The sequence below is a fragment of the Curtobacterium sp. Leaf154 genome (genome assembly GCF_001424595.1).
GTDB lineage: Bacteria > Actinomycetota > Actinomycetes > Actinomycetales > Microbacteriaceae > Curtobacterium > Curtobacterium poinsettiae.
This window is the reverse complement of the sequence record NZ_LMOS01000004.1, coordinates 487,308-511,869: the sequence shown is the minus strand read 5'-3', so window position 1 is coordinate 511,869 and position 24,562 is coordinate 487,308. Positions and strand designations below refer to the sequence as shown.

29 protein-coding genes are annotated in these 24,562 nt (G+C 70.6%); 11 read left to right on the top strand and 18 right to left on the bottom strand.

Going from position 1 to position 24,562, the window contains the following annotated elements; translation table 11 throughout:
- The 5 genes from ASF75_RS08920 to ASF75_RS08900 all read right to left on the bottom strand — a co-directional run bounded on the left by ASF75_RS08920 (position 1) and on the right by ASF75_RS08900 (position 5,293).
- A complete protein-coding gene (locus ASF75_RS08920) occupies positions 1 to 1,725 on the bottom strand; it encodes a cytochrome c biogenesis protein ResB (RefSeq protein WP_235517590.1) in 1,725 nt (574 codons plus the stop codon).
- Positions 1,709 to 2,407 (bottom strand): cytochrome c biogenesis CcdA family protein, encoded by a 699-nt coding sequence (locus ASF75_RS08915; RefSeq protein WP_042538234.1) that lies wholly within the window; start codon positions 2,405 to 2,407, stop codon positions 1,709 to 1,711. Before ASF75_RS08915 ends, ASF75_RS08920 begins: the two co-directional genes overlap by 17 nt.
- Positions 2,408 to 2,452: 45 nt before the next feature.
- Positions 2,453 to 3,079: a TlpA family protein disulfide reductase gene (locus tag ASF75_RS08910; RefSeq protein ID WP_017888588.1), complete on the bottom strand. Its 627-nt coding sequence runs from the start codon at positions 3,077 to 3,079 to the stop codon at positions 2,453 to 2,455.
- Entirely contained in the window at positions 3,076 to 3,732 is a 657-nt protein-coding gene (locus ASF75_RS08905; protein ID WP_017888587.1) for a histidine phosphatase family protein, read from the bottom strand. Before ASF75_RS08905 ends, ASF75_RS08910 begins: the two co-directional genes overlap by 4 nt.
- A 67-nt stretch (positions 3,733 to 3,799) precedes the next feature.
- Positions 3,800 to 5,293 carry a SulP family inorganic anion transporter gene (locus ASF75_RS08900; RefSeq protein WP_017888586.1) on the bottom strand — a complete coding sequence of 498 codons (1,494 nt, stop codon included), beginning with the start codon at positions 5,291 to 5,293 and terminating at the stop codon, positions 3,800 to 3,802.
- Between the two features lie 42 nt (positions 5,294 to 5,335).
- Between ASF75_RS08900 and ASF75_RS08895 the strand changes: the two genes are divergently transcribed.
- Positions 5,336 to 5,737, top strand: coding sequence for a MerR family transcriptional regulator (locus tag ASF75_RS08895; RefSeq protein WP_414835789.1), 402 nt, complete (start codon positions 5,336 to 5,338; stop codon positions 5,735 to 5,737).
- Here the strand turns inward: ASF75_RS08895 and ASF75_RS08890 are convergent.
- Both ASF75_RS08890 and ASF75_RS08885 read right to left on the bottom strand, forming a co-directional pair.
- Entirely contained in the window at positions 5,714 to 5,959 is a 246-nt protein-coding gene (locus ASF75_RS08890) for a hypothetical protein (RefSeq protein WP_139179824.1), read from the bottom strand. The two genes, ASF75_RS08895 and ASF75_RS08890, sit on opposite strands and share 24 nt — an antisense overlap.
- Entirely contained in the window at positions 5,959 to 6,297 is a 339-nt protein-coding gene (locus ASF75_RS08885) for a hypothetical protein (protein ID WP_056070628.1), read from the bottom strand. The genes ASF75_RS08890 and ASF75_RS08885 overlap by 1 nt, the downstream gene beginning before the upstream one ends.
- 171 nt (positions 6,298 to 6,468) lie before the next feature.
- On the opposite strand from ASF75_RS08885, the gene aspS reads away from it, so the two are divergent.
- Positions 6,469 to 7,809 carry an aspartate--tRNA(Asn) ligase gene (aspS, locus tag ASF75_RS08880; RefSeq protein WP_017888582.1) on the top strand — a complete coding sequence of 447 codons (1,341 nt, stop codon included), beginning with the start codon at positions 6,469 to 6,471 and terminating at the stop codon, positions 7,807 to 7,809.
- A 109-nt stretch (positions 7,810 to 7,918) separates the two neighbouring features.
- Here aspS and ASF75_RS08875 read toward each other — a convergent pair whose 3' ends face one another.
- From ASF75_RS08875 to ASF75_RS08860, 5 genes are all read right to left on the bottom strand, one after another.
- Positions 7,919 to 8,212: a Dabb family protein gene (locus tag ASF75_RS08875; RefSeq protein ID WP_017888581.1), complete on the bottom strand. Its 294-nt coding sequence runs from the start codon at positions 8,210 to 8,212 to the stop codon at positions 7,919 to 7,921.
- Positions 8,209 to 8,463 carry a glutaredoxin family protein gene (locus tag ASF75_RS08870; protein WP_042538082.1) on the bottom strand — a complete coding sequence of 85 codons (255 nt, stop codon included), beginning with the start codon at positions 8,461 to 8,463 and terminating at the stop codon, positions 8,209 to 8,211. Before ASF75_RS08870 ends, ASF75_RS08875 begins: the two co-directional genes overlap by 4 nt.
- 88 nt (positions 8,464 to 8,551) lie before the next feature.
- Entirely contained in the window at positions 8,552 to 8,650 is a 99-nt protein-coding gene (locus ASF75_RS17330) for a 30S ribosomal protein bS22 (protein ID WP_003792170.1), read from the bottom strand.
- A 109-nt stretch (positions 8,651 to 8,759) separates the two neighbouring features.
- Positions 8,760 to 8,954, bottom strand: a complete 195-nt coding sequence (locus ASF75_RS08865) for a helix-turn-helix domain-containing protein (RefSeq protein ID WP_017888579.1) — start codon at positions 8,952 to 8,954, stop codon at positions 8,760 to 8,762.
- Positions 8,955 to 9,110: 156 nt separating this feature from the next.
- On the bottom strand, positions 9,111 to 9,626 hold the full coding sequence (locus ASF75_RS08860) for an ArsR/SmtB family transcription factor (protein ID WP_017888578.1): 516 nt from the start codon (positions 9,624 to 9,626) through the stop codon (positions 9,111 to 9,113).
- Positions 9,627 to 9,701: 75 nt separating this feature from the next.
- Here ASF75_RS08860 and ASF75_RS08855 point away from each other — a divergent pair, with 75 nt between their 5' ends.
- Both ASF75_RS08855 and ASF75_RS08850 read left to right on the top strand, forming a co-directional pair.
- Complete coding sequence (locus ASF75_RS08855; protein ID WP_017888577.1) at positions 9,702 to 11,135, top strand: TrkH family potassium uptake protein; 1,434 nt, start codon at positions 9,702 to 9,704, stop codon at positions 11,133 to 11,135.
- Positions 11,128 to 11,823, top strand: a complete 696-nt coding sequence (locus tag ASF75_RS08850; protein ID WP_017888576.1) for a potassium channel family protein — start codon at positions 11,128 to 11,130, stop codon at positions 11,821 to 11,823. Before ASF75_RS08855 ends, ASF75_RS08850 begins: the two co-directional genes overlap by 8 nt.
- 97 nt (positions 11,824 to 11,920) lie before the next feature.
- Here ASF75_RS08850 and proC read toward each other — a convergent pair whose 3' ends face one another.
- Complete coding sequence (gene proC / locus ASF75_RS08845; RefSeq protein WP_056070627.1) at positions 11,921 to 12,751, bottom strand: pyrroline-5-carboxylate reductase; 831 nt, start codon at positions 12,749 to 12,751, stop codon at positions 11,921 to 11,923.
- Positions 12,752 to 12,815: 64 nt separating this feature from the next.
- On the opposite strand from proC, the gene ASF75_RS08840 reads away from it, so the two are divergent.
- Positions 12,816 to 13,772, top strand: coding sequence for a cation diffusion facilitator family transporter (locus ASF75_RS08840; RefSeq protein ID WP_017888574.1), 957 nt, complete (start codon positions 12,816 to 12,818; stop codon positions 13,770 to 13,772).
- Here ASF75_RS08840 and ASF75_RS08835 read toward each other — a convergent pair.
- A complete protein-coding gene (locus ASF75_RS08835; RefSeq protein ID WP_031260478.1) occupies positions 13,753 to 14,187 on the bottom strand; it encodes a nucleoside deaminase in 435 nt (144 codons plus the stop codon). The genes ASF75_RS08840 and ASF75_RS08835 overlap by 20 nt on opposite strands.
- Before the next feature lie 76 nt (positions 14,188 to 14,263).
- Between ASF75_RS08835 and upp the strand changes: the two genes are divergently transcribed.
- From upp to ASF75_RS08810, 5 genes are all read left to right on the top strand, one after another.
- On the top strand, positions 14,264 to 14,899 hold the full coding sequence (gene upp / locus ASF75_RS08830; protein WP_017888572.1) for a uracil phosphoribosyltransferase: 636 nt from the start codon (positions 14,264 to 14,266) through the stop codon (positions 14,897 to 14,899).
- A 491-nt stretch (positions 14,900 to 15,390) separates the two neighbouring features.
- Positions 15,391 to 16,158, top strand: a complete 768-nt coding sequence (locus ASF75_RS08825) for a winged helix-turn-helix domain-containing protein (RefSeq protein ID WP_017888571.1) — start codon at positions 15,391 to 15,393, stop codon at positions 16,156 to 16,158.
- 257 nt (positions 16,159 to 16,415) lie between these two features.
- The gene (locus ASF75_RS08820) at positions 16,416 to 16,928 is read left to right on the top strand and encodes a MarR family winged helix-turn-helix transcriptional regulator (protein ID WP_235045702.1); all 513 of its coding nucleotides are present in this window, start codon (positions 16,416 to 16,418) and stop codon (positions 16,926 to 16,928) included.
- Positions 16,925 to 18,274, top strand: coding sequence for a cryptochrome/photolyase family protein (locus tag ASF75_RS08815; protein ID WP_056070624.1), 1,350 nt, complete (start codon positions 16,925 to 16,927; stop codon positions 18,272 to 18,274). The genes ASF75_RS08820 and ASF75_RS08815 overlap by 4 nt, the downstream gene beginning before the upstream one ends.
- Entirely contained in the window at positions 18,271 to 19,740 is a 1,470-nt protein-coding gene (locus ASF75_RS08810) for a serine hydrolase domain-containing protein (protein ID WP_056070621.1), read from the top strand. Before ASF75_RS08815 ends, ASF75_RS08810 begins: the two co-directional genes overlap by 4 nt.
- 56 nt (positions 19,741 to 19,796) lie before the next feature.
- Here ASF75_RS08810 and ASF75_RS08805 read toward each other — a convergent pair whose 3' ends face one another.
- Positions 19,797 to 20,768 (bottom strand): carbohydrate kinase family protein, encoded by a 972-nt coding sequence (locus ASF75_RS08805; RefSeq protein ID WP_162243014.1) that lies wholly within the window; start codon positions 20,766 to 20,768, stop codon positions 19,797 to 19,799.
- Between the two features lie 160 nt (positions 20,769 to 20,928).
- On the opposite strand from ASF75_RS08805, the gene ASF75_RS08800 reads away from it, so the two are divergent.
- Positions 20,929 to 21,510: a TetR/AcrR family transcriptional regulator gene (locus ASF75_RS08800; RefSeq protein ID WP_056070615.1), complete on the top strand. Its 582-nt coding sequence runs from the start codon at positions 20,929 to 20,931 to the stop codon at positions 21,508 to 21,510.
- A gap of 155 nt (positions 21,511 to 21,665) precedes the next feature.
- Here ASF75_RS08800 and ASF75_RS08795 read toward each other — a convergent pair whose 3' ends face one another.
- The 3 genes from ASF75_RS08795 to ASF75_RS08785 form a co-directional block, all read right to left on the bottom strand.
- The gene (locus tag ASF75_RS08795) at positions 21,666 to 22,280 is read right to left on the bottom strand and encodes a superoxide dismutase (protein ID WP_017888565.1); all 615 of its coding nucleotides are present in this window, start codon (positions 22,278 to 22,280) and stop codon (positions 21,666 to 21,668) included.
- Between the two features lie 44 nt (positions 22,281 to 22,324).
- Positions 22,325 to 22,834, bottom strand: coding sequence for a flavin reductase family protein (locus tag ASF75_RS08790; protein WP_042538085.1), 510 nt, complete (start codon positions 22,832 to 22,834; stop codon positions 22,325 to 22,327).
- A 141-nt stretch (positions 22,835 to 22,975) separates the two neighbouring features.
- Entirely contained in the window at positions 22,976 to 24,499 is a 1,524-nt protein-coding gene (locus ASF75_RS08785; protein ID WP_017888563.1) for an MFS transporter, read from the bottom strand.
- Positions 24,500 to 24,562: the final 63 nt, after the last annotated feature.

Genomic DNA, 24,562 nt, shown 5'->3' with positions numbered 1-24,562 from the left:
TCACTGGGGCATCCTAACTCCGAGGTCCGACGTGTGGCGCTGTGCGATGTCCGCGACGGCCCGTTCGAGGTTCGGGTCCTCGCCGCGTGCGAGGCCGGCGTACTCGAGGTCGTACTCGCCGCCCTGCGTGTCCTTGCGCGGGACGACCTTCACCCAGACGCGACGGCGCGGGACGAACAGCGAGGTGAGCAGACCGAGGGTGGAGAGCAGGGCGAACCCGCCCACCCACAGCTGCGACGGGTCGTGGTGCACGTCGAGGGAGACGTACCGCTTGACGCCGTCGAACGTGATCGATCCGGCACCGTCCGGGAGCTTCTTCGTCTGCCCCGGCTTCAGCGCGAGGCTCGCCGTCGATGCGTCGGTGCCGGCGATCTGCTTCAGGCCGCCGGTGTTGAGCGTGTACACGCTCTGCGGCACGCCGTCGTCGAGGCCGAGGTCACCGGTGTAGACCTGCAGCGTCAGGAGCGGGTTCTCGGTGTCCGGGTACGAGGACGTGTAGGCGCCGCTCGCGTTCTTCACCGCGGTGGGGTAGAAGAACCCGCGGATCCCGAGCTGGTCCGGCTTGGCGTCCGGGGCCTTGATCACGCCGAGCGAGGTGTAGTTCGCGTCCTGCGGCAGGAACGGCACGACGTCCTTGAACGCCACGTTGCCGTCGCCGTCGCGCACCGTGACCTGCATCGCGTAGCCGTTGCCGAGCAGGTAGACGTTGGTGCCACCCACGTGCAGCGGGTCGTTCACGCCGAGACGGCTGGTCTTCGGCTCGCCGCCCTTCTCGGTGCTCGTGACGGTGGCCGAGTAGTCGAGCGCCTGACCGAGGGCGTCGAGGTTCCGCTCCTCGTACTTCGTCACGAACTTGTCGAGGGTCAGGTTGTAGCCCTTGAGGTCGGTCTGCTGGAACCAGCGCCCGGGGTTGAACGAGTCGTACGAGCCGAGCACGTTGGAGAACGTCTGGCCCTCGACCAGCAGACGCTGACCGGTGAAGCCGAAGCCACCGCCGACACCGACCGCCAGGAGCACCCCGACGAGGGCCGAGTGGAACACCAGGTTGCCGGTCTCGCGCAGGTAGCCGCGCTCCGCGCTCACCGAGTCACCGAACCGCTCGACGCGGTACCCGGACCGCTTCAGGATCGCCATCGCGCGCGTCACCGCGTGCTCGGCGGACGGGAGGCCCGTGGCCGGGTCGATCCCGGTGGTGCCGTCGATCATCGCGTCCGGTTGCACCGCCACGGTGCGGAATCCCGCCAGTCGCGTCAGACGCGCGGGCGTCTTCGGCGGACGGGTGCGCAGGGCCTGCCAGTGGTGCTTCGTGCGGGGCACGATGCAGCCGATGAGCGAGACGAAGAGCAGCAGGTAGATCGCCGAGAACCACACCGAGGTGTAGGTGTCGAAGACCTGGAGCTTGTCGAGGACCGGGAAGAGCTGCGGGTGGTCCGCCTTGTACTGCACGACGCCGTTCGGGTCGGCGGTGCGCTGCGGCACGAGCGAACCCGGGATCGCCGCGAGGGCCAGCAGCATGAGCAGGAACAGCGCCGTGCGCATGCTCGTCAGCTGCCGCCAGAAGAACCGGAGGTACCCGACGAAGCCGAGCTTCGGCTGGTTGACGCCGCCGTCGGTGGGGCCGGAGCCGTCGACGTGGTCGGACGGTCGCTGCGGGTCCGAAGCGGTGTCGGCTCCGTCGCCTGCACCCGTCGGGATGTGCTCGTTCGGGTCAGACCGCGGGGACAAAGCTCTGGATCACCGCCCCGACGCTCGACATGACGGCCGACCAGATTCCGGTGACCATGAGCAGACCGATGACGATCAGGATCGCTCCTCCGATGATGTTGACGGTGCGCATGTGACGCTTCACCGCCGAGATGGCTCCCGTGGCCCAGCCGGCGCCGAGCGCGACGAGGACGAACGGGATGCCGAGCCCGAGGCAGTACGCCACACCGAGCCACATGCCCTGCCAGGCACTGCCCGACTGCACGCTGAGCAGGTTGATGGCCGCGAGGGTCGGGCCGAGGCACGGCGTCCAGCCGAGGCCGAACACGATGCCGAGCAGCGGTGCGCCCAGCAGCCCCGTCGCGGGGGTCCAGCTGGGCTTGATGGTGCGCTGCAGGAACGTGAACCGTCCGACGAACACCAGGCCCATCGCGATGACGACGACCCCGAGGACCTGCGTGATGAGGTCACGCCAGCGGACGAGCCAGAAGCCGAGTGCCCCGAACACCGTCGTGTACGCCACGAACACCGCGGTGAACCCGACGATGAACAGCAGCACACCGAGCACCACACGACCCCGACGCTGCCCGCCCTCGGCGACACCGCCAACGTACCCGAGGTACCCCGGCACGAGCGGCAGCACGCACGGGGACAGGAACGACACGAGCCCGGCGAGCGCCGCCACGGGCAGCGCCACGGCCATCTGGCCGCTCAGGATCGCGTCGGCGAAGGGGTTGGAGGCCACGGGTCAGGAGGCCTTGCCGGCGTCGAGCTCGTCGCTGACCAGGGTCTTCAGGATGCCCGTGCCGTCGACCGCACCGAGGACGCGGGCAGCGACGCGCCCCTTGGTGTCGAGGACGATCGTCGCAGGCACCGCGTTCGGCGCGATCTGCCCGGACATCGCGAGCTGCATCGTGCCCGTGCGCTGGTCGAGGACGGTCGGGTACTGCACGTCGAAGGTGCGCTCGAAGGCGGCCGCGGTCGCTGCTTCGTCGCGGACGTTGACGCCGATGAACGCGACGTCGTCCGAGTCGGCGTACTCGTCGTGCACCTCGTTGAGGTACTTCGCCTCGGCACGGCAGGGCGGGCAGCTGGCGTACCAGAAGTTCAGGACGACGACCTTGCCCCGGAGGTCCTTCGACGAGACGGTGTCGCCGTTCGAGTCCTCGGCCCGGAAGGTCACCGGGTCGGTGCGGTCCTTCGCGGAGACCTCGGTCACCGCGCCGTCACCGGAGATGTAGTTCTGGGTCGTGCCGTTGCCGTACTGCTTCGCGAGGTCGCTGTTGTCCGTCGAGCACCCCGCCAGGGCGAGGGCGGCCACGACGACCGTCGCCGCGATCGTCGCGATGCGCTTCCTGCTGGTCGTGGTCTTCACACTGCTCCTTCGTCGACGGCGGTCGCGCGCAGTTCCTGCGCGGGGTCCGCGTACCCGACCTCGGTGAACCGACCGCTCGACGTGGCGGGCACACGCTCGACGGTGGTGATGCTCGACAGGTCGCAGCGACGCTTGCGCGGGTCGTGCCACAGGGGCTCCCCCGCGAGCTTCCGGTGGACCATCCAGATCGGCAGCTGGTGGCTGACCAGGACGACGTCGCCCTCGTCGACGCTCTCCCACGCCGTGGTCATCGCCGCGAGCATGCGGTTCGCGATCGACTCGTACGCCTCGCCCCAGCTGGGGCGCAGGGGGTTCGCAATCCACGGCCACTCCGCCGGACGGCCGAGCGAGCGCTTCGTGAACCCGGGGGGCTGCCCCTCGTAGCGGTTGGTCGGCTCGATCAGCCGCTCGTCGAGCGTCACGTCGAGCCCGTAGGCCGCCGACCAGGGCGCGGCGGACTCCTGCGTGCGCTGCAGCGGGGACGCGACGACCCGACGGACGTCGATGCCAGCGTCCTTCCAGGCGGTCGCTGAGGCCTCGGCCATCTGCGCGCCGAGGTCACTCAGCCCGAAGCCCGGGAGCCGGCCGTAGAGGACGCGGCCCGGGTTGTGCACCTCTCCGTGCCGGACGAGGTGGAGACGGGTCGCGGGCATGGGTTCCAGTGTAGGTCGCCCGCGGTTCCCACCGCCCCCTCAGGAGATTCACCGGATGCGGAAGCACTCAGCCGCCGAGCTCTCCGGACAGCCGTCCGTGCAGCGCGATCGACCCCGTGTTGAGGTTCACCACCTCGACCGTCGAGCCGTGCTTGGCGAACCGCTGTTCGACACCGTCGAGCGCCGCGACCGTGGACGCGTCGAACACGTGGGCGTCGGCCATGTCGATGATGATGTGCTCCGGGTCCTCTGCGTAGGAGAACCGCGTGACGAGGTCGTTCGACGAGGCGAAGAACAGCGCCCCGCGGACCCGGTACCGCACGGTGCGGTCGTCGACCGGCTCGCGCACCACGGTCACCACGTGCGCCACCCGTCGGGCGAAGACCAGGGCCGCCACGACCACACCGACGAGCACCCCGGTGGCGAGGTTCTCGGTCACGACGACCACCACGACGGTGATGAGCATGACCGCGGTCTCACCGAGCGGCATCCGCCGCAGGGTGCGCGGCCGGATGCTGTGCCAGTCGAAGGTCGCGACGCAGACCATGAGCATGACCGCCGTCAGGGCCGCCATCGGGATCTGGGCGACGAGGTCGTGGAGCACGATCGTCAGGACGAGCACCGAGACGCCGGCAGTGAAGGTCGAGATGCGCGTCCGGGCGCCCGCGGTCTTCACGTTGATCACCGTCTGGCCGATCATCGCACACCCACCGGTCCCCCCGAAGAACGCCGACGCGATGTTCGCGACGCCCTGGCCCCACGACTCGCGCCACTTGCTCGACCCGGTCTCGGTGATGGAGTCGACGAGCTGCGCGGTGAGCAGCGTCTCGATCAGGCCGACGATCGCGACGCCGAACGCGTAGGGCGCGATGATCTGCAGGGTCTCGAAGCTGAACGGCGTCACGATGCCGTTGAAGCCGGGGAGTGCCGTCGGCAGTGCCCCCTCGTCGCCGACCGTCGGCACGGCCACGCTGAACACCATCGTGATGCCGGTGATGACGACCACCGCGATGAGCGGCGCGGGGATCGCCTTCGTCAGGAACGGGAACCCGACGATGATCGCGATGCCGAGTGCCGTCAGCGGCCAGACGATGAACGGGACGTCGTCGCCGAGCAGGTTCGGCAGCTGGGCGGTGAAGATGAGGATGGCCAGGGCGTTCACGAACGCGACGTTGACGCTGCGCGGGATGAAGCGCATCAGCCGCGCCACCCCGAGGAACCCGAGCAGGAGCTGGAACACACCGCCCAGGACGATCGCGGGCACCAGGTACTCGATCCCGTGCTGTCGGACGAGCGGCGCGATGACGAGCGCCACCGAACCGGCGGCGGCGGACACCATGGCGGGTCGACCGCCCACGATCGAGATCACGATCGCGATGATGACGCTCGAGAAGAGGCCGACCGCGGGATCGACGCCGGCGACGACGGAGAACGAGATCGCCTCGGGGATGAGGGCCAGCGCGGTGACGATGCCGGCCAGGACCTCCCGGGTGAGCATGCGGGGCGAGCGGAGGGCGGCGAGGACGCTCGGGGCCGTCGGCGCGTGTGTGATCACGGACATCGTTCGGAACTCTACCTTCACGTGAGGGTAGAGTCGCGCTCCGTGAGCACCAGCGACGTCCCCGACACGATGCACATCGGCGAACTCGCCGACCGCGCCGGCATGTCCCTGCGCACGATCCGGCACTACGACGAGGTCGGGCTGCTCGTGCCGAGCGGCCGCACCACCGGCGGGTTCCGGGTGTACACCACGCAGGACCTGGAACGACTGCTCGTGATCCGCCGGATGAAGCCGCTCGGGTTCACGCTCGACGAGATGGCCGAGCTGCTCCGTGTGGTCGACGCCCTCGCGGCGAAGGACCCCGAGGACGAACCCGCGCTGGCTGCACGTCTCGATGCGTACCTGGACGACGCCCGCACCCGCCACGCGAAGCTCGTCGAGCGCGCCGGCATGGCCGAGGAGTTCATCGGCACCCTCGGGTCACTCCGCGCTTCGCTCCCCTGACGTCGCGCCGTCTTCGGCGAGCACCCTGGCACGCATGCGCTGCCGCTCGAGTTCGAGCTTCAGCTCCCCTTCTTCGACATGGAGCTGCCAGTCGATCGCCCCGCGTTGCGCCCAGTCCCACGGGCTCTCGCCCGGCGCAGGACCGATGTACGGCCGCTCCACGGGAACCGTGTCCTCCTTCCGCACCAGCTCTCGCCAGGCACGGCGCAGACGAGTCGTCATCACTGTCTCCTCTTCTCGATGAACAGTTCCGCCAACACCCTTGCAGCGGGTTCTTCTCCGGCGGGGACTTTCTGCATGTCGTACATCGCCTGCGCCAGATTCCGGCCGATCTCGCGACGCCCGACCTCGGCCGCGGTGATCAGGTCGAACACCACGGTCAACCGCGCCCAGTAGCGGTCCCGTTGCTCCCGCCCGACGTCCCGCCGCCACCGGATGACCGCCCACAGCCCACCGACGAACGCCGCGAGCAGTGTGAACGCCGCAGTGCAGAGCGCCGCCACCACCACCTTGACCGCCGCAGGCGGCCAGGTCGCGAGCTCCCCCGTCCCCGTCCCCACCCGGTCCCCCTCTCGTCCCGCGACCCGGCCACGTCGACAACGCTAGGGAGTCCTCGCACGCCGCCACGGGCCTCCCGGCCATCGGTGGAGAACGCCGGACGCGGGCGGCCCTGTGGAGGGAGGAGCGCTGCCGCCCACGCCCCCGGACGCAGGCGGTTAGACTCGACCACCGTGATCGAACGCACCCGCATCGCCGACCTGGCAGCCCTCCCCGACGGTCCCGTCTCCGTGGCCGGATGGGTCGAGACCGTCCGAGACCAGAAGAAGGTGCAGTTCGTCGTGCTGCGCGACGAGACCGGCGCCGTCCAGCTCGTGAACCCGGCGACGCGCGAGGCCGAGGACGGCGACGACGCCGCACAGTCCGCGCTCGCGACCACCAACGAGATCTCCGGCCTGGCGCACGGCACCTTCGTGCACGTCACCGGCACGCTGAAGCACGACGAGCGCGTGAAGCTCGGCGGGCTCGAGGTCAAGATCGGTGCGCTGCAGGTGGTGAGCGCCGCGATCCCGGAGACCCCGATCGCCGACGACTCGTCGCTCGACAAGCGTCTCGACTGGCGCTTCCTCGACCTGCGCAACCGCAAGCAGAACCTGATCTTCCGCATCCAGACGACGCTCGAGCACGCGTTCCGCACGTACTGGGTCGACCGCGACTACATCGAGATCCACACCCCGAAGCTGATGGCGTCGGCGTCCGAGTCGCGCGCCGAACTGTTCCAGCTCGAGTACTTCGAGACCACCGCCTACCTGGCCCAGTCGCCGCAGAACTTCAAGCAGATGGCGCAGCCGGCCGGCTTCGGTGCCGTGTTCGAGATCGCCGACGCCTTCCGCGCCGACCCCTCGTTCACGAGCCGTCACGCCACCGAGTTCACCAGCGTCGACGCCGAGTTCTCGTGGATCGAGTCCCACGAGGACGTCATGGCGATGCACGAAGCGGTCCTGGTCGCCGGCATCACCGCCGTCAAGGAGAAGTACGGCAAGGACATCGAAGAGGTCTTCGGCTTCGAGCTGCAGGTCCCCGCGACGCCGTTCCCCCGCGTGACCCTGGCCGACGCGCGCAAGATCGTCGCCGACAGCGGCTACGACGTCGTCCGCGCCGACGGCGACCTGGACCCCGAGGGCGAGCGCCGCGTCGCCGCCTGGGCGAAGGAGCACCACGGCTCCGAGTTCGTCTTCGTCACGGAGTACGACGCCTCGATCCGGCCGTACTACCACATGCGGAAGCCCGGCGACCCGTCGGTCACCAACAGCTACGACCTCATCTTCAACGGCGCCGAGATCTCCACGGGTGCCCAGCGCGAGCACCGTGTCGACGTGCTCGAGGCGCAGGCCGTCGAGAAGGGTCTCGACCCGGAGGAGCTCGGCTGGTACCTCGACTTCTTCCGCTACGGCGTCCCGCCGCACGGCGGCTTCGGCATGGGCCTCGCGCGCGTGCTGATGCTGATGCTCGGTGAGCCGTCGATCCGCGAGGTCACGTACCTGTTCCGTGGCCCGACGCGCCTGACCCCGTAGTCACCAGCGAGTGAGCAGAAGAGGTCGCCTCCGGAAATCGGAGGCGACCTCTTCTGCTCACTGGACGCACGCAACGCACGAAGCGCCGGGGCGGGACGGGAGGCCCGGCTCAGCTCTGCCAGTCGATGGCGGCCCGCGCGGTGACCAGGTCGCGGATCTCGGCTGCCGCGGCCTGGTGCGCCGGATGCACCTGGTACTCGTCGAGTCCGGCGAGGTCGTCGAAGGTGGCGACGACCGCGACGTCGCTGTTCTTCTCCGGGTAGGCGACGTTCTCGACGACCTCGAGCGAACGGATCGACCCGATGGTGCCGGTGAGGCCGGTCAGGAGCTCACGGATCCGGGCGATGGACGCGGCGCGGTCGAGGTCCTCGCGCAGGGTCCAGGCGACGACGTGGGAGATCATGCGGGGGAACCGGCCTTCTCGAGGGCACGTGCGAGCCGGTCGGCGTCGACGTGCCAGTTGCTGTGGACGCGCCCGTCGATGAGCACCACGGGGATGTCCTCCGCGTACTCCTGGCGGAGGGCGTCGTCGTCGAGGATCGAGCGTTCCTGCAGGGTGACCCCCGGGTGGTCGGCGACGACGCGTTCGACCACGGGCCGGGCGTCGTCGCACAGGTGGCATCCGGGCTTCGTCAGGAACGTCACTGCGGGCATGGTCCCAGCGTAGCCCGGGAACGCAAAAGCCCCGGCGAACCGGGGCTTCTCGTGCAGGTCCTTCGACCTGCGCAGACCTGTTGAGGATCTACTTCTTGTTGCGTCGCTGGTGACGCGTCTTGCGAAGGAGCTTGCGGTGCTTCTTCTTCGCCATGCGCTTACGACGCTTCTTGATGACAGAACCCATGTGGACCTCGCTCGGACTGATGCTGATGTACGGACACCGGGCCGAAGAGACCGCGGAAAATCAACCTGCCCGAGTCTACCGGCTGCCCGCTGTGATGTCGAACGCGCGCTCAGCCGACGTCCGCCACACCACCGCGCAGCACGTCGGCGACGGCTGACTCGGGGACGCGGAAGGAGCGGCCGAAGCGGATCGCGGGGAGCTCCCCGGCGTGCACCATCCGGTAGACGGTCATCTTCGAGACGCGCATCATCTCGGCGACCTCAGCGACGGTGAGGAAGCGCACATCGTCGAAACTGCCGGTCATGGTCCGCCTTCGGGGCTCGCACGCGCTGCGCACGCCAGTGGTGTGACCTGTGTGGTCAGTGGCAACTGTAGAGGCGCGTGCGACCCGGTGTCCAGGATCAGTCCGAGCAGCGCGCACCGACCCTCGCCAGGTGCTCGCCGGCGGGTGTGACGGGACTCAGTCCTCGTCGCCCCGACGGGTGAAGCGCTTGCGGCTGCGGTCGACGACGCGCTCCCAGCCCTGCTGCGCGCCGGAGATCGCGGCGGTCGCCCGGTACGACGCCTCCGCCATGACGCGACCGAGTTCGGTGCCGACCTCCACCGTCGCCTTGCCGGCCGCACCGTTCCGGCGGATCGACACGGGCTGGCCGTCCGGCGTCCACGCCGTGGTGGCCGGGGTGCCGTCGGCGTCGACCGCCCCCGTGAACGGCAGGACCCACTCCTCCAGGCGCACGAGCGGCTCCGGGTCGAGTCGGTAGTAGCGGTGCTGCCCTTCTTCACGGCTGGTGACGAGACCGATGTCACGCAGGACACGCAGGTGCTTCGACACCGTTGGCTGGCTGACCCCGAGGCGTTCGACGAGCTGGCCGACGCTGAGCTCCCCGCCGGTGACGTCCGAACCGTAGGCGGACAGCAGGGTGCCGAGCAGCTCGCGCCGGGTCGGGTCCGCCACGACGGAGAAGATGTCGGCCATGGTGGCAAGGCTAGCCGGGGCGCCACGGATGTACCATGACGAACCGTCCCGGCCCATGTCCTCGGAGGCATACGCATGCTCGACCGAACCGAGCCGATCCCGCACCACGTGGGTGTCGGCCGACGACGGGCGAGCCGGATCGCGACGGTGCTCCGCTCGTCGCCGTCCCGGCTGGCGATCGTCGTGTTCATCGCGCTGATCTTCCTGTTCACGGTGCTCTTCATGACGCCGTGGGCCACGGCGGACCGCAGCAGCACCCACTTCGCGGACGCCCTGTTCACCGCCGCGTCGGTGGTCTGCGTCACGGGGTTGTCCACGGTCGACATGGCGACGCACTGGTCGGTGTTCGGCAAGGTCCTGGTGGTCATCGGCACCCAGATCGGCGCCGTCGGCGTGCTGACCTTCGCGTCGATCCTCGGCTTGTTCGTCACCCGCAAGCTCGGCCTGCGCGCCAAGCTGATGGCAGCCGGCGACTCGAACCCGCTCCGCACCCACCACGGCGCCGTGCCCGAGGGCCAGGCCGTCCGGCTCGGCGAGGTCGGCACCCTGCTCGCGACCGTGGCGGTGAGCACGCTGTCCATCGAGATCGTCCTCGGGCTGCTGCTCCTGCCGTCGGTGCTCATCGCCGGCATCCCGTTCTGGACCGCGGTCGGCGACTCCTTCTACTACGCGGCCATGGCCTTCACGAACACCGGGTTCTCGCCCAACGCCGACGGCCTGGACCCGTTCGCCCACGACTACTGGTTCCTGTCGCTCCTGATGGTGGGGGTCGTGGCGGGGTCCATCGGGTTCCCGGTGATCCGTGCCCTGACGAAGCAGCTGCGCACCCCGCGCCGCTGGCCGATCCACGTCAAGCTCACCCTGGCGACGAGCGCGGTCCTGCTCCTCGGCGGCGCGGCCGTCTACATCGCGCTCGAGGCCTCGAACCCGACGACCTTCGGCGAGGAAGGCGCCGGGCGCACCGCGTTCCAGGCGCTCTTCCTGTCGACCATGACCCGGTCGGGTGGCTTCTCGCTCGTCGACTTCGACCAGCTCAACGGCTCGAGCCTGCTCGTCACCGACATGCTCATGTTCATCGGCGGCGGGTCCGCCTCGACCGCCGGTGGCATCAAGGTCACGACCCTCGCGGTGCTGTTCCTGGCCGCCGTCGCCGAGGCCCGCGGTCGTCAGAGCATGGAGGCCTTCGGCCGCCGGATCCCGAGCGACGTCCTGCGGGTCGCGGTGGCCATCGTGCTCTGGGGCGCGACGATCGTGGCGGTCGCGACGGTGGTGCTCCTGCAGATCACCGACGACTCGCTCGACCGCGTGCTCTTCGAGGTGATCTCGGCGTTCTCGACCAGTGGCCTGTCCTCCGGTGTGTCCGCGGACCTGCCCGAACCGGGCAAGTACGTCCTCGCCGCCACCATGTTCCTCGGCCGGGTCGGTACAGTGACCATCGCCGCTGCCCTGGCCGCCAGCCAGAGCCGGCAACTGTTCCGCCGTCCCGAGGAGAGGCCGATCGTTGGCTGACCGCACCCGTTCGTCGCACCAGCACGGTGCCATCAGTCACGACGCTCCCGTCCTGGTCATCGGGCTCGGTCGCTTCGGTGCCGCCACCGCCGGCCAGCTCGAACGCCAGGACCGCGAGGTGCTGGTCGTCGACACCGACGCCGGGCTGGTGCAGAAGTGGTCCGACCGGGTCACCCACGCGGTGCAGGCGGACGCCACCGACATCGACGCGCTCCGCCAGATCGGCGCACAGGACTTCGCCATCGCCGTCGTCGGCACCGGTAGTGACCTGGAGTCGAGCGTCCTGATCACGGCGAACCTGGTCGACCTCGGCGTCCCGCAGATCTGGGCGAAGGCCATCAGCCGGTCGCACGGCACGATCCTGTCCCGCATCGGCGCGAACCACGTCGTCTACCCGGAGCGTGAGGCCGGCGAGCGCACGGCGCACCTGGTCTCCGGCCGGATGCTCGACTTCATCGAGTTCGACGACGACTTTGCCGTGGTCAAGATGTTCCCGCCGCGCGCGGTCCGCGGCAAGGACCTCGCCACCACGGTCATCCGGACCCGCTTCGGCCTGACGGTGCTCGGCATCAAGCCGCCCGGCAGCCCGTTCGTGCCGGCGACGCCGGACAGCGTCATCGGCGAGGACGACGTCATCATCGTCTCGGGTTCCGAGAGCGACCTGGAGCGCTTCGCCGCGTACGAATAGCGCGGCCCGCTCAGCGGTGCCGCGCCAGCGGCACGCGGGCCGCGCCGACCGAGCCTGCGAGGGAGGGGCAGCGTCCGCACCGCACCCCGGCGCTGCGCTACGACGCGGCGATCTCCTCGGCACGTGCGATCGCGGCGCGCGACGCGCGCAGCAGCGTGTCCGCAAGGTCGGCGTCCTGCAGCACCGCGACGGCACGCTCCGTCGTGCCCTTCGGGCTGGTGACCGCACGGCGCAGGTCGGCGGGCTCGCGGCCGGAGCGCTCGAGCAACTCGACGGCGCCCCGGACCGTGCCCTGCACCATCGTCGCCGCCTGTTCGTGGCTGAACCCGAGCTCCTCGGCGGCACGCTGCCACTGTTCGACCAGCAGGAAGACGTAGGCGGGTCCGGAGCCGGACACCGCGGACAGCGCGTCGAGTTGCGACTCGGGCACCTCGATGACCTGGCCCGAGGCGGTGAACACCGACGACGCCAGCGCGACGGCCTCGGCGTCGGCCGAAGTACCCGCGCTGATGCCGGTGACGCCGTGGCCGACGCCGATCGGGGTGTTCGGCAGGGCACGGACGACCCGGACACCGGCGGGCACCCGTGCCTCCATGCTCGCGGTGGTGGTGCCGACGGCGACGCTGACCAGGACGGAGCCGGGCTCCAGGACACCGGCGACCTCGTCGAGCAGGTCCGCGATCATGTACGGCTTCACGCCGACCACGACGAGGGCGGCTCCGCGGACCGCCGCCCGGTTGGCGTCCGGGTCGGTGTCGCTCGCCGTGGCGTCGAGACCGCGCTCACGGTGGGCCGCTGCGGACGCCTCGGACTTGGTGGTCAGGGTCACGGTGGCCGGGTCGAGTCCCGCGGCGAGCAGGCCGTCGAGGACCGCGCCGGACATGGAACCGACCCCGAGCAGGGCGGTGCGGGGCAGGTCGATCGTCATGCTCCCGACCCTACCGACGCCACCCGCCTAGGATCGTGTCGCAGACCACGAGAAGGGGACAGCTGTGAGCGCTTCCGGAGGCACGAAGGCGATCTTCGCCGCACTCGGTGCCAACATCGGCATCGCGATCGTGAAGTTCATCGCCGCGGCGATCAGCGGCTCCGCGTCGATGCTGGCCGAGGGTGTGCACTCCCTGGCCGACTCGGCGAACCAGCTCCTGCTGCTGCTCGGTGGCCGCAAGGCCCGACGCGCCGCGGATCAAGAGCACCCCTTCGGCTACGGCCGTGAACGCTACGTGTACGCGTTCGTCGTCTCGATCATCCTGTTCTCGGTCGGCGGTGTGTTCTCGCTCTACGAGGGCATCGAGAAGCTCGCCCACCCGCACCCGCTCGAGAACTGGTGGCTGCCCCTCGTGGTGCTCGTCATCGCCATCGGGCTCGAGGGCTTCTCGCTCCGCACCGCCCTGAAGGAAGCCCGGCCGCAGAAGGGCTCGCAGAGCTGGGTGCAGTTCGTCCGGCGCGCGAAGGCCCCGGAGCTGCCCGTCGTGATGCTCGAGGACACCGCTGCCCTGTTCGGCCTGGTGTTCGCCCTGTTCGGCGTCGGCCTGACCGCGATCACCGGCAACGGGGTGTTCGACGCGATCGGCACCATGCTCATCGCGGCGCTGCTCATCGCCGTCGCAGTGGTGCTCGGCATCGAGACGAAGAGCCTGCTCGTCGGCGAGGGCGCCACAGCCGCCGACGTCGAGCGCATCAAGCAGGCGGTGCTCGACGGCCCCGAGGTCGACGCGATCATCCACCTGAAGACCCTGTACCTCGGGCCGGACGAGCTCATGGTCGGCGTGAAGGTCGCCGTCGACGGGGACCGCCGGCTCGGTGACGTCGCCGCGGGGATCGACACCGTCGAGCAGCGGGTCCGGAGCGCCGTGCCGATCGCCCGGGTGATCTACGTCGAGCCGGACGTCCTGCGCACCGGTCCGCAGCCGCCGACCGAGGCGATCGTCATCCTCGCCGCGGACTGAAGAAGTCGTCGAGCAACTCGGCGCAGGCCGCCTCGAGCACCCCGCCGATGACCTCGGAGCGGTGCGGCAGCCGGCGGTCCCTGGCGATGTCGTAGACGCTGCCGCTGGCACCGGCCTTCGGGTCCCACGCGCCGAACACGACCCGGGGCACCCGCGCGGCCATGACCGCGCCGGCGCACATCGGGCACGGTTCGAGCGTCACCACGAGCGTGTGCTGCTCGAGGTGCCAGTCCCCCGTCACCGCCGCGGCAGCACGCAGTGCGAGGACCTCGGCATGGGCGGTCGGGTCCTGCCGCGCCTCGCGCTCGTTCCGGCCGGTGGCGACCACGGCCCCGTCGCGGTCGAGCACCACGGCGCCGACCGGCACGTCGTCGGTCTCCAGGCACCGTCGAGCCTCGTCGAGCGCGCGCTCCATCGCCGGGACGAACGGGCGGGCTGCGGGCTCCTCCACGGGACCTCCTGACGGTCGACGGCACGCTAGGCTCGACCCTATGCGAGTCCACGTCGCCGACCACCCGCTCATCACCCACAAGCTCTCGGTGCTCCGCGACCGTACGACGCCCTCCCCCACGTTCCGCGCCCTGACCGAGGAGCTCGTCACGCTCCTCGCGTACGAGGCCACGCGGGGCGTCCGGGTCACGGCGACGCCGATCGACACACCGGTCGCGCACACCATGGGCGTCGCGATCGCCAAGCCGCGCCCGCTCGTCGTCCCGATCCTCCGTGCCGGACTCGGCATGCTCGAGGGCATGGTCAAGCTCGTCCCGACGGCCGAGGTCGGCTTCCTCGGCATGGCCCGCAACGAGGAGACCCTCGAGCCGCAGACCTACGCCGAGCGCCTGCCCGACGACCTGACCGGGCGCCAGTGCTTCGTGCTCGACCCGATGCTCGCCACCGGTGGCACCCTGGCTGCTGCGATCGACTTCCTCTTCGCCCGCGGTGCGCAGGAGGTCACGTGCGTGTGCATCCTCGGCGCGCCAGAGGGCCTCGCGATGGTCGAGCAGGCCGTCGGCGACCGCAACGTCTCGATCGTCCTCGGCGCGCTGGACGAGAAGCTCGACGAGAACGGCTACATCGTCCCGGGTCTCGGCGACGCCGGCGACCGGCTCTACGGCCTGGCCGAGTAGCGACCACCCCACGGACAGGAGGCGCGGTGCCGGTCGGCACCGCGCCTCCTGTCGTCCGTGCGGTCGCGCTCACCGCACCGTCCGTGCGGACGGTTGACACCGCGTTGGTATACCGCAGATACTCGTCACATGACTGCAACCGTGTCCACCCGCGTCCTCTCCGAGGCGTGCTCCTCCGCAGGGGCAGTGGGGACCGTCGGCACGATGATGCCGACCATGTCGGTCATGCGTTGTCGAATGTGTGCCTGATCGGCACCCGTTCCAGCCGGATCCCCCGCGACACCACCCCCGTCGCGCGAGCGTGATCCCCGGGTGACGGACACCGTCGGCGACGCGCACCACGTCACGAGGTCTGTCTCCCGTTCCCCCGGGTCGGCCCCGGTCCGCAGCAGGACCGCAGGGCACATCGGCGTACCGCCGTACCCGGGATGACGCATTCGACACCGGCCGCCGCCCACCCGCGCACCGGCCACACCGCCCGGAGAACCACCATGTCGCTCACCATCGCCCAGCCCCGCACCGCGCTCCGCTCAGTACCGACCCCGACCGACCTCGGCACCGTGACGCCGATCCGCCCGCGACCCGTCTCCCCGGCGGCGAGCGGACCGGCCACCGCGCCGACGAGCCCGGTGGTCGCGCCGCAGCGGAACCGCGCCCTGCCGGAGGGCACCGAGGCTCGCGGCTTCGCCCTGTACGTCGGCATCGACGAAGCCAAGGCCGCGGCCGCCGGCACGACCCTGGCCGCGGTCGTCGAGCAGCTCAAGGCACTCACCGCCCAGCTCGTCCCGTCGTCCGAGACCTACGCGGCCGTCGCCGTCGCCGCCGAGCACTCCGGTGGCCGCGACGTCGACGTCGTCCGCCTCGCGCTGCAGGACCGCTCCGCGGTGGCCGCCCGCAAGCAGGCCGAGAAGCCCGAACCCGAGGAGACGGGCGTCGTCATCGACATCTCCCGGAAGCGCGTGACCCTCGACGGTGAAGCCGCGCCCCTGACCTACAAGGAGTTCGAGCTCCTGCAGTTCCTGGTCCTCCGCGAGGGCCAGACCGTCGACCGCTCCGCGATCATCGAGGGCCTGTGGTCCGACGGCGAGGACGAGACCCCGAACGAGCGCACCATCGACGTGCACGTCCGTCGCCTCCGCTCCAAGCTCGGCGCCTTCGAGGAGATCGTCCGGACCGTGCGCGGCGTCGGCTACCGCTTCGACCGGCACGCGGACGTCGCAGTGCGGTACGCGTCGACCCCGTCACCCGACCTCTTCTGAAACGCTCCGACTGCTCTTGGTGAACTCGCAGCGAACCGGGCCCGGAGAGGCTGGCGCTCCGTTACCGCTTCGTTATACAGTCGGTGGTGCAGACGGTGTTTGCTGTGGCACCGCCTGCGGAATGTGATTGCAGGAAACTCTTGGTGCAAGGGAGAGGGCCGGTCGCCGACAGGTGGCCGGCCCTCGTGCATGTCGCCCGGCTCCTGTCGGAGCCCGTCGGTAGTGTGGTCAGTCCGACGACCGGAGGGAACGCGAACGTGAGCGAGACACGCCGCAGTGAGAAGGCGACCGCCGTGGCCGCCTGGGAAGCGCTGTTCCGCGCCCAGGTCGCCGTGATGCGGAGTCTCAACGCGGACTTCCCCGGCGACGAGATCTCGTTCAACGAGTACGACGTGTGCTTCAACCTGTCGACCCAGCCCGGTCGACGCTGCCGGATGCGCGACCTCACCGGGCACCTGCTGCTCACCCAGCCGAGCGTCAGCCGTCTGGTCGACCGACTGCTCGCCCGCGGCATCGTCGAGAAGCAGCCGGACCCCACCGATGCCCGCGGCGTGATCGTGGCGCTGACCCCGCACGGCTTCGACGTCTACCGGCAGGTCGCCGTGCAGCACGCGGCGAGCATCGCCCAGCAGGTGGGCGCCGGCCTGTCCGACCCCGAGCTCCGCACCCTCACCGAACTCTGCACCAAGCTCCGGCTGGCAGTCGGCACGGCACCGGGCCGGCGGTCGACGCCCCGAGCGGTCACCACGCTGGATTCGGCGACGGTGTGACCGGCGCGATCGTCTGGCTCCGTGACGACCTGCGGCTGTCCGACAACCCGGCGCTCCGTGCGGCGATCGACCACGGCGGCGACGTCACCGTGGTGGTCGTCCTCGACGAGCAGTCCCCCGGACTCCGTCCGATCGGTGCGGCGAGCCGCTGGTGGCTGCACCACTCCCTGACCGCGCTCGACGCCGACCTGTGCGAGCGGGGTTCCCGGCTGGTCCTGCGACGCGGTGCCGCGGCGCAGACCATCGACCAGCTCGTCGCCGAGACGGGCGCGGACGCCGTGTACTGGAACCGTCGGTACGGCGCCGTCGAGCGCGACATCGACGCCGGGATCAAGGGCGCACTGCACGATCGCGGCATCGAGGCACACAGCTTCGCCGCGAACCTGCTCTGGGAACCGTGGACGGTGCTCACCGGCCAGGGCGAGCCGTACAAGGTGTTCACGCCGTTCTGGAACGCCGTCCAGGCACTGCCCGAGCCACGGCACCCTCTGCCGGACCCGGACGACCTGCCCGCTGCGGCCGACGTCACCGGTGACGCACTGTCCGACTGGGCGCTGCTGCCGACGAAGCCCGACTGGGCCGGTGGGCTCCGCGACGCCTGGACCCCGGGCGAGCACGGCGCCCAGCAGCAGCTCGAGCACTTCGTCGAGCACGCGCTCGAGGACTACGACCAGCGGGACGAGCCCGCGATGGAGGCCACGAGCAGCCTCTCCCCGTTCCTGCGGTGGGGCGAGATCAGCCCGTACCAGGTGTGGCACCGCCTGCACGAGCGGCTCGAGCCCGCGCAGCGCCAGAACGCCTCGGCGTTCCTCCGGCAGCTGGCATGGCGTGAGTTCAACTGGAACGAGTACTTCCACTGCGACGACATCGCCACCGTCAACGTCCGTCGGAACTTCGACGCGTTCCCCTGGCGTGACCCCGAGGAAGCCGAGCTCGAGCGCTGGCGACAGGGCCTGACCGGCTTCGACCTGGTCGACGCCGGCATGCGCGAGCTCTGGCACAGCGGTGCGATGCACAACCGGGTGCGGCTGGCCGCCGGGAGCTTCCTGGTGAAGAACCTGCTCGTCGACTGGCGCGTCGGGGAGCAGTGGTTCTGGGACACGCTGGTCGACGCCGACCCCGCGAACAACGCGGCGAACTGGCAGTGGGTCGCGGGTTCCGGCTTCGACGCCGCACCGTACTTCCGTGTCTTCAACCCCGATCGGCAGCTCGAGCGGTTCGACCCGCACCGCGAGTACGTCCACCGCTGGGTTCCCGCCGACGAGCTGCGCCCCGAGCCGATGGTCGACCTGAAGGCGTCACGCCAGCGGGCGCTGGACGCCTACGAGCGGATGCGCCGCTCGTGAAGGATGCGCCGCTCGCGAACGATGCGCACCCCGCGGTGGCTGCGGTCGTCGACCAGGTCGACGAGCTGTTCCGCGCTCGTGTCGAACAGGGCATCGCGCCGAGCAGTGTGTGGGGTGTGTTCGACCGTTCCGGGCTCGTCGCCTCCGGCGGGCACGGCGACCGCGGTGACGGTCAGCGGCCGGACGCGGACACCGTGTACCGCATCGCCTCGTGCACCAAGAGCGTCACGGCCGCGACCCTGCTGACGCTCGTCGCCCGGGGCTTGCTCGACCTCGACGCCCCGATCACCGACTTCGTGCCGGCCTTCGACGCCGTCGCCCTGCCGGCCCCGGACTCTCCCGTCCCCACGGTGCGGATGCTGCTGACGATGTCGGCCGGGTTCCCCACTGACGATCCCTGGGCCGACCGCCAGGAGTCCATCTCGGACGCCGAGCTCGACCAGGTCCTGCGTGCTGGCCTGCTGTTCGACTCCCTGCCCGGCACCCGCTTCGCTTACTCGAACCTGGGGTACGCACTGCTCGGCCGGGTCGTCGCCGTCGTGACGGGGCAGCCCTTCACCCAGGCCGCCAGCGAGATCGTGCTGCGTCCCCTCGGACTGGCCGACACGGTGTTCCGCGCCGACGAGTCCAGCGGGTTCGTGGTCACCGGTGTCCGCGGGCACGAGGGCGACTGGGAACCCCTGCCGATGACCGGGCCCGGCGCGTTCTCGTCGATCGGTGGACTGTTCTCGACCGTGCGCGACCTGGCTCGCTGGGCGACCCACCTCGGCTCTGGCTTCTCCGGCGCGCCCGAACCCGGTCCGGTCTCCCCCGCCGACCGCCGGCTCATGCAGCAGGCGATGCGGGTCGTCCCCCCGTCGGTCGTCCCGGGTTCGCCCCGCGCAACCGCGTACGGCTTCGGGCTGTTCGTCGAGCAGGACGACCGCTTCGGCGAACTCGTGTCCCACTCCGGCGGCTACCCGGGCTTCTCCGCCCACATGCGGTGGTCCGTGCGCGACGGCCTCGGGGTCGTCGCGTTCGAGAACGCCACCCAGGCCAAGGTCTCCGCTGCCGCGCAGCAGGCGCACGACCTCGTGCTCGGGGCGGCGCTGACGACGGACGCACCCGCGGCGACCGGACCGAGCACCGGGGCGGCGGTGACCAGCCGCGCGACGCGAGCCGCGCAGGCCGCGGTGATGCGCCTCCTGGCCGACTGGCGCGACGACCTGGCGGACGCGATCTGCACGCCCAACGTGGCGATGGACGTGCCCTACGACCGTCGACGGCGCGCGGTCGCCCAGGCCGTGTCCGAGGTCGACGCCGACCTCGCTGCGACACCGGTGGCCGAGTCCTCTTCCGCACCGTCGCACCTGCGCTGGTGGATGCCCGGCGCGTGCGGGCGGCTGCGCGTCGAGATCCGGCTCGCACCCGTGGGTGCCGGACTCGTCCAGACCCTGAACGTGGTCGCCGAGCCGTCGGAGCGCTGACCCGCAGGCAGCACCGCCGGTCAGATCGCGCAGATCACCCAGGTCGCTCAGGTCGCTCAGACCGGCGGCCGACCGCCCACGAAACCGAGTGCCCGAGCGGCGACCCGGGTGCCCTCGCGTGCCGCCGCACCGACCCGCACCGGGTCGGTCGCCCAGGCGCGGACGAACCCGGCGACGAAGGCGTCCCCGGCGCCGATGGTGTCGACGACGGTCGCGTGCGTCGCAGGGACCCGTTGGACGCTCCGCCCCCGGCGCCCGATCAGTGCGCCGTCCGCCCCCGCCGTGACGACGACCAGCGGGACGTGCTCGGTCAGCCGGCGCACCGCGGCGTCGAGGTCGTCCCCTCCGCCGAGGGCGAGCGCCTCCTGCTGGTCGGGGAAGAGCACGTCGACGCCCCGCAGCGCCTGGAGGAACCGGTCCGCGCCGACGGTCTCGATCACCGCGACCGACGAGGGGTCCACCGCGACGCGCGCCGGCCCTGTCCGGGCGCACGCGACGAGTGCGGCGAGCCGGTCGACCCCGCCGCCGAGCATGGCGGCACCCGTCAGGTGCACGATGTCAGCACGTGCGACCAACGAGGGCGGGACGTCGGCCGCGCTGATCTTCCCGCTCGCCGCCGGATCGGACATCGCGGTGCGGCCGTGGTCGTTGCGGACGGAGACAACGACGCCGGTGGACGTCATCGCGTCGTAGCGCAGGTGGGCTCGGACCCCGGCGTCCTCGAGCGCACGCTCGTGCCGGTAGACGTCGTCGACCCCGACCCGGGCGACGACGTCGACCTCGGCCCCGAGCCAGCCGAGCCAGGTGGCCGTGTTGCCGCCGGCCCCGGTCGGACGGTGGCGGATCTGCGCTGCCGGGTCGTGCACCCCGATCCGGTGCGCGGTGGTGTGCACGAGGACGCCGTCCAGGACGTCGCCGACGACCAGGAAGCGTTTTCCGGCGCCACGGCGACGGCCCGCGACCACCCGTCCAGCGGGGGTCCCCTCGGGCCGTGACGGCGGCAGAGCGCGCTCGAACGGCATGGACATCCGCAACAGTGTACTTGGAAACGAGTATTTCTCCGTTTCTATCGGTGGAAACGGAGGGTGCACCAAGGATATGCCTCCTGTCAGGTCCGCTCCCGAAACTGATATACCGATGTTAGTATGTGAACGGTCGCGCGACCACCGCCAAGACGACGGAGATGCCATGCCCAGGAAGCCCGACCCGACCCGCAAACCCGCGATCCTCGAGAAGGTGGTCGACCACTTCGTCGAGACCAAGATCGAGGACGTCACGGTCCGGGGCCTCGGCCGTGTGCTCGGGACGAGCGCCTACCCCGTCGTGTACCACTTCGGCTCGCGGGACGCCCTGATCGACTCCGTCGTCGAGCACCTCGCGGCCAACCGCCCGGCGACGGCGCTCGATCCGGCATCCGATGTGGATGCCCTCGCCGATCACCTGGTCGCGACCTTCGGCGGACTCGACGACCCGCACCGCGCGTTGGCCGCACGACTCACCTTCGAACTCGGATCGGTCGAGTCCCTCGACGGGCGCGACCGACAGCGCCGTGCGCACCGCTGCCACGTCGCGGCCATCCGGGCGTGGTGCCGCGAACACGGTGCCGACCCCGTCCTCGCCGAACGAGCTGCCCAACGCACGGTGATGGCCGCACGCGGAGCCCAGTGGAGCGCGCTGGTCGACCGTGCCCAGACCGACGTCGACGCCGCACTGCGTCGCATCGCCCACGACCTCGCCACCAGTGCGCCCGGCCGCGACGCCGTGCGCTGAGCCCACATGGCGGCGTCCCCACGACCAACCGATCGCGTCCCCGGCAGTCGCGCCCGGCCCGGAGCGCCCCGGGACCACGAACGGGAGGCACGCTGCCAGCTGGCACCGTGCCTCCCGTTCGTCAGGTCGTCACCGTGGTGACCCGCCGACGCGGATCAGAGCGTGACGAACCGCTGCGACTTCGCGTTCTCGAAACGAGCGGCGACGTTCTCCCAGTCGACGATGTTCCAGACGGCCTTGACGTAGTCCGCCTTGACGTTGAGGTAGTCGAGGTAGAAGGCGTGCTCCCACATGTCGAGCATGAAGATCGGGACGAGACCGAACGGGATGTTGCCCTGCTGGTCGAAGAGCTGGAACGTGGTGAGCTTCTGGCCCACGGTGTCCCAGGCCAGCACGGACCAGCCGGAGCCCTGGATGCCGTTCGCGACGGCGGCGAACTGCGCCTGGAACTGCTCGAACGAACCGAAGAACTCGTCGATCGCCGCGGCGAGCTCGCCCTCGGGGACCTTCGTGTCCGGACCGAGGTTGGTCCAGAAGATCGAGTGGTTCACGTGACCACCGAGGTGGAACGCGAGGTCCTTCTCGAGCTTGTTGATCGCACCGAAGTTGCCCGACTCACGGGCCTCACCGAGCTGCTGCAGCGCGGTGTTGGCACCGGTGACGTAGGCCTGGTGGTGCTTGTCGTGGTGCAGCTGCATGATCTTGCCGCTGATGTGCGGCTCGAGCGCGGCGTAGTCGTACGGCAGTTCCGGCAGGGTGTACTCAGCCATGTGAGGTCCTTTCGATCAGTGGGTTGTGGACGCGGCTCCGCGGCTCACGAGAGCCGGGAACGATCGGTGAGGGAGTGGAATTCCCGGTTGTGGTAGACCAGCGGCTCGCCACGGTCGGCGCCGACGATGATGTCGAGCACCTCGGCGACGACGACGGTCGAGCTGCCGATCGGGGTCGTCGACAGCGGTCGGCAGCGGAGGGCACTCGCCGCACTCGGCAGGTAGCGGTCGCCGGACGGCAGGGTTCCCCAGATCGGGTCGTCGGCCGCCGGGCTGCCCGTCGAGGCGAAGCGCTTGGCCAGTGCGACCCCGAGGGAGTCGACCAGGTGCACGACGAAGATCGGCGCACCGAGCACGACCCCGGCCGAGCCGGAGTTGGTGGAGAGCGAGAAGACGAGGACGGGTGGGTCGACGGCGACGCTCGCGACGCTCGAGGCGGTGAGGCCGGTCGGTCCGTCCGGGCCTTCGGCCGTGATGACGGCGACGCCGGCAGGGTGCCCGCGGAACGCGGACTTGTACGCGTCGGCGATGGTGGCCGGTGCTTCGTCGGGCATGGTGATCGTGGTCGTTCCTTCGGGAGGGGCTGCCGTCACTCGGCGGCTGTCACCCAACGTATGACCTGAACCCTGGTTGAGGTCAACGATTCACAGGTTCGGGGACGGCCGGGCGCGCCGTGGCGACGACTCCGCGCCCGCTCAGCGGCGCTTGAGCATGACGAGCGCACCCGCTGCCGCCACGACCATGAGCACCGCCGCGACGCCCGCGGTGATCGTCACGCCGGAGTCGAACGCCGCCCGTGCCGACTCGAGCAGTGCCTGCCCGGCGCCACCACCGAGCTGACCGGCCGCGGCGACCGCGCCACCGAGGGTCTCCTGTGCCGCGACGTGCGCCGACGAGGACAACCCGTCGGGCACCACGACGTGCGCCCGGTAGGTCGTCGCCAGGATCGTGCCGAGGACCGCGGTGCCGAGCACGGCGCCGATCTCGTACGCCGTCTCGGACATCGCCGATGCCGCACCGGCCTTGTCCGCCGGTGCCGTCGAGATGATGAGGTCGTTCGTCACCGTCTCGGACGCCCCGATGCCGATGCCGAGCAGCACGAACGCGAACGCCAGGGCCGCGATGGACGCGTGGTGTCCGAGGACCGCGACGAGGGCGTACGCCGCCGCCGAGAACAGCAGGGCCACCGACACGACCCACCGCGGTGCGACCCGGGCGACGACCGGCACGACCGCGAGCCCGGCGACGATGGTCAGCACCGACCCCGGGATGAGCACGACGCCGGACGCGAACGGGTCGAGCCCGGCCACGAGCTGCAGGTGCTGGGCGATGAAGAACAGGAACCCGGTGAGCGAGAACATCGCCGCCAGGTTCATCAGCACGCTGCCGGTGAAGGCCGTGCTGCGGAACAGCCGCAGGTCGAGCATCGGCGTGCGGGACCGCAGCTGCCGGCGGACGAACGCGATGCCGCAGACGACACCGACGGCGAGCATGGCGATCGCGAGCCCCCGCTCCTCGGGGTGCACGACGGACTTGATGGCCCAGGCGATCGGTGCGAGGGCTCCGAGGGACAGGAACATGCTCGGCAGGTCGACCGGCCCGGGCAGCGGGTCGCGGGACTCCGGCACGCAGAACGGCACACCGACGAGCATGAGCACGAGGATCGGCACCGCGACCAGGAACACGCTGCCCCAGTGGAAGTGCGCGAGCAGGGCGCCACCGACGAGCGGGCCGAGCGCGTTGCCGGCGGCGAACATCGTCGACCAGACGGCGAGCGCCATCCGCCGCTCCCCCGCGTCGACGAACACGTTGCGGATGATCGACAGCGTGGCGGGCATGAGCATCGCGCCGAAGACCCCCATCGCGATCCGTGCCGCGACGAGCATCCAGGCGTCGGTCGCGAAGGCCGCGGCCACCGAGAACAGGGCGAAGCCGGTCGCGCCGATCACCAGGATCCGCCTGCGGCCGATCCGGTCGCCGATGCTGCCCATGACGACGAGCAGTCCGGCGAGCACGAGCGGGTACGCGTCCACGATCCAGAGCTGCGTGGTGGCGTCCGGGTTCAGCGCGCGGCTGATCGACGGCAGCGCGAAGCTCAGGATGGTGTTGTCCACCGAGATGAGCAGCACCGGCAGCATGAGCACGGCGAGCGCCAGGAACCGTCGGGCGCGGCTCCCGGTGACGCGGGTGGCGACGGGGCTGGTGAGCAGTGCGGACACGGCGGACTCCTGGGACTTCGAGCCGGACCAGGTCGACGGCGGGTGGTACGTGGGGCAGACGAG

Coding starts and splice junctions, on each gene's coding strand:
- ASF75_RS08900 (WP_017888586.1), bottom strand. CDS start 5,293: ATGTCCGTGATCACACACGCGCCGACGGCCCCGAGCGTCCTCGCCGCC.
- ASF75_RS08890 (WP_139179824.1), bottom strand. CDS start 5,959: ATGACGACTCGTCTGCGCCGTGCCTGGCGAGAGCTGGTGCGGAAGGAG.
- ASF75_RS17330 (WP_003792170.1), bottom strand. CDS start 8,650: ATGGGTTCTGTCATCAAGAAGCGTCGTAAGCGCATGGCGAAGAAGAAG.
- ASF75_RS08865 (WP_017888579.1), bottom strand. CDS start 8,954: ATGACCGGCAGTTTCGACGATGTGCGCTTCCTCACCGTCGCTGAGGTC.
- ASF75_RS08805 (WP_162243014.1), bottom strand. CDS start 20,768: ATGTCCATGCCGTTCGAGCGCGCTCTGCCGCCGTCACGGCCCGAGGGG.
- ASF75_RS08905 (WP_017888587.1), bottom strand. CDS start 3,732: ATGCCCGCGACCCGTCTCCACCTCGTCCGGCACGGAGAGGTGCACAAC.
- proC (WP_056070627.1), bottom strand. CDS start 12,751: ATGACGATCGACCTGCCCCGCACCGCCCTGCTCGGGGTCGGTTCCATG.
- ASF75_RS08855 (WP_017888577.1), top strand. CDS start 9,702: ATGCTCGACCGAACCGAGCCGATCCCGCACCACGTGGGTGTCGGCCGA.
- ASF75_RS08790 (WP_042538085.1), bottom strand. CDS start 22,834: ATGCCCGACGAAGCACCGGCCACCATCGCCGACGCGTACAAGTCCGCG.
- ASF75_RS08875 (WP_017888581.1), bottom strand. CDS start 8,212: ATGATCTCCCACGTCGTCGCCTGGACCCTGCGCGAGGACCTCGACCGC.
- ASF75_RS08860 (WP_017888578.1), bottom strand. CDS start 9,626: ATGGCCGACATCTTCTCCGTCGTGGCGGACCCGACCCGGCGCGAGCTG.
- ASF75_RS08800 (WP_056070615.1), top strand. CDS start 20,929: ATGCCCAGGAAGCCCGACCCGACCCGCAAACCCGCGATCCTCGAGAAG.
- ASF75_RS08915 (WP_042538234.1), bottom strand. CDS start 2,407: ATGGCCGTGGCGCTGCCCGTGGCGGCGCTCGCCGGGCTCGTGTCGTTC.
- ASF75_RS08870 (WP_042538082.1), bottom strand. CDS start 8,463: ATGCCCGCAGTGACGTTCCTGACGAAGCCCGGATGCCACCTGTGCGAC.
- ASF75_RS08835 (WP_031260478.1), bottom strand. CDS start 14,187: ATGGAGCGCGCGCTCGACGAGGCTCGACGGTGCCTGGAGACCGACGAC.
- ASF75_RS08795 (WP_017888565.1), bottom strand. CDS start 22,280: ATGGCTGAGTACACCCTGCCGGAACTGCCGTACGACTACGCCGCGCTC.
- upp (WP_017888572.1), top strand. CDS start 14,264: ATGCGAGTCCACGTCGCCGACCACCCGCTCATCACCCACAAGCTCTCG.
- ASF75_RS08825 (WP_017888571.1), top strand. CDS start 15,391: ATGTCGCTCACCATCGCCCAGCCCCGCACCGCGCTCCGCTCAGTACCG.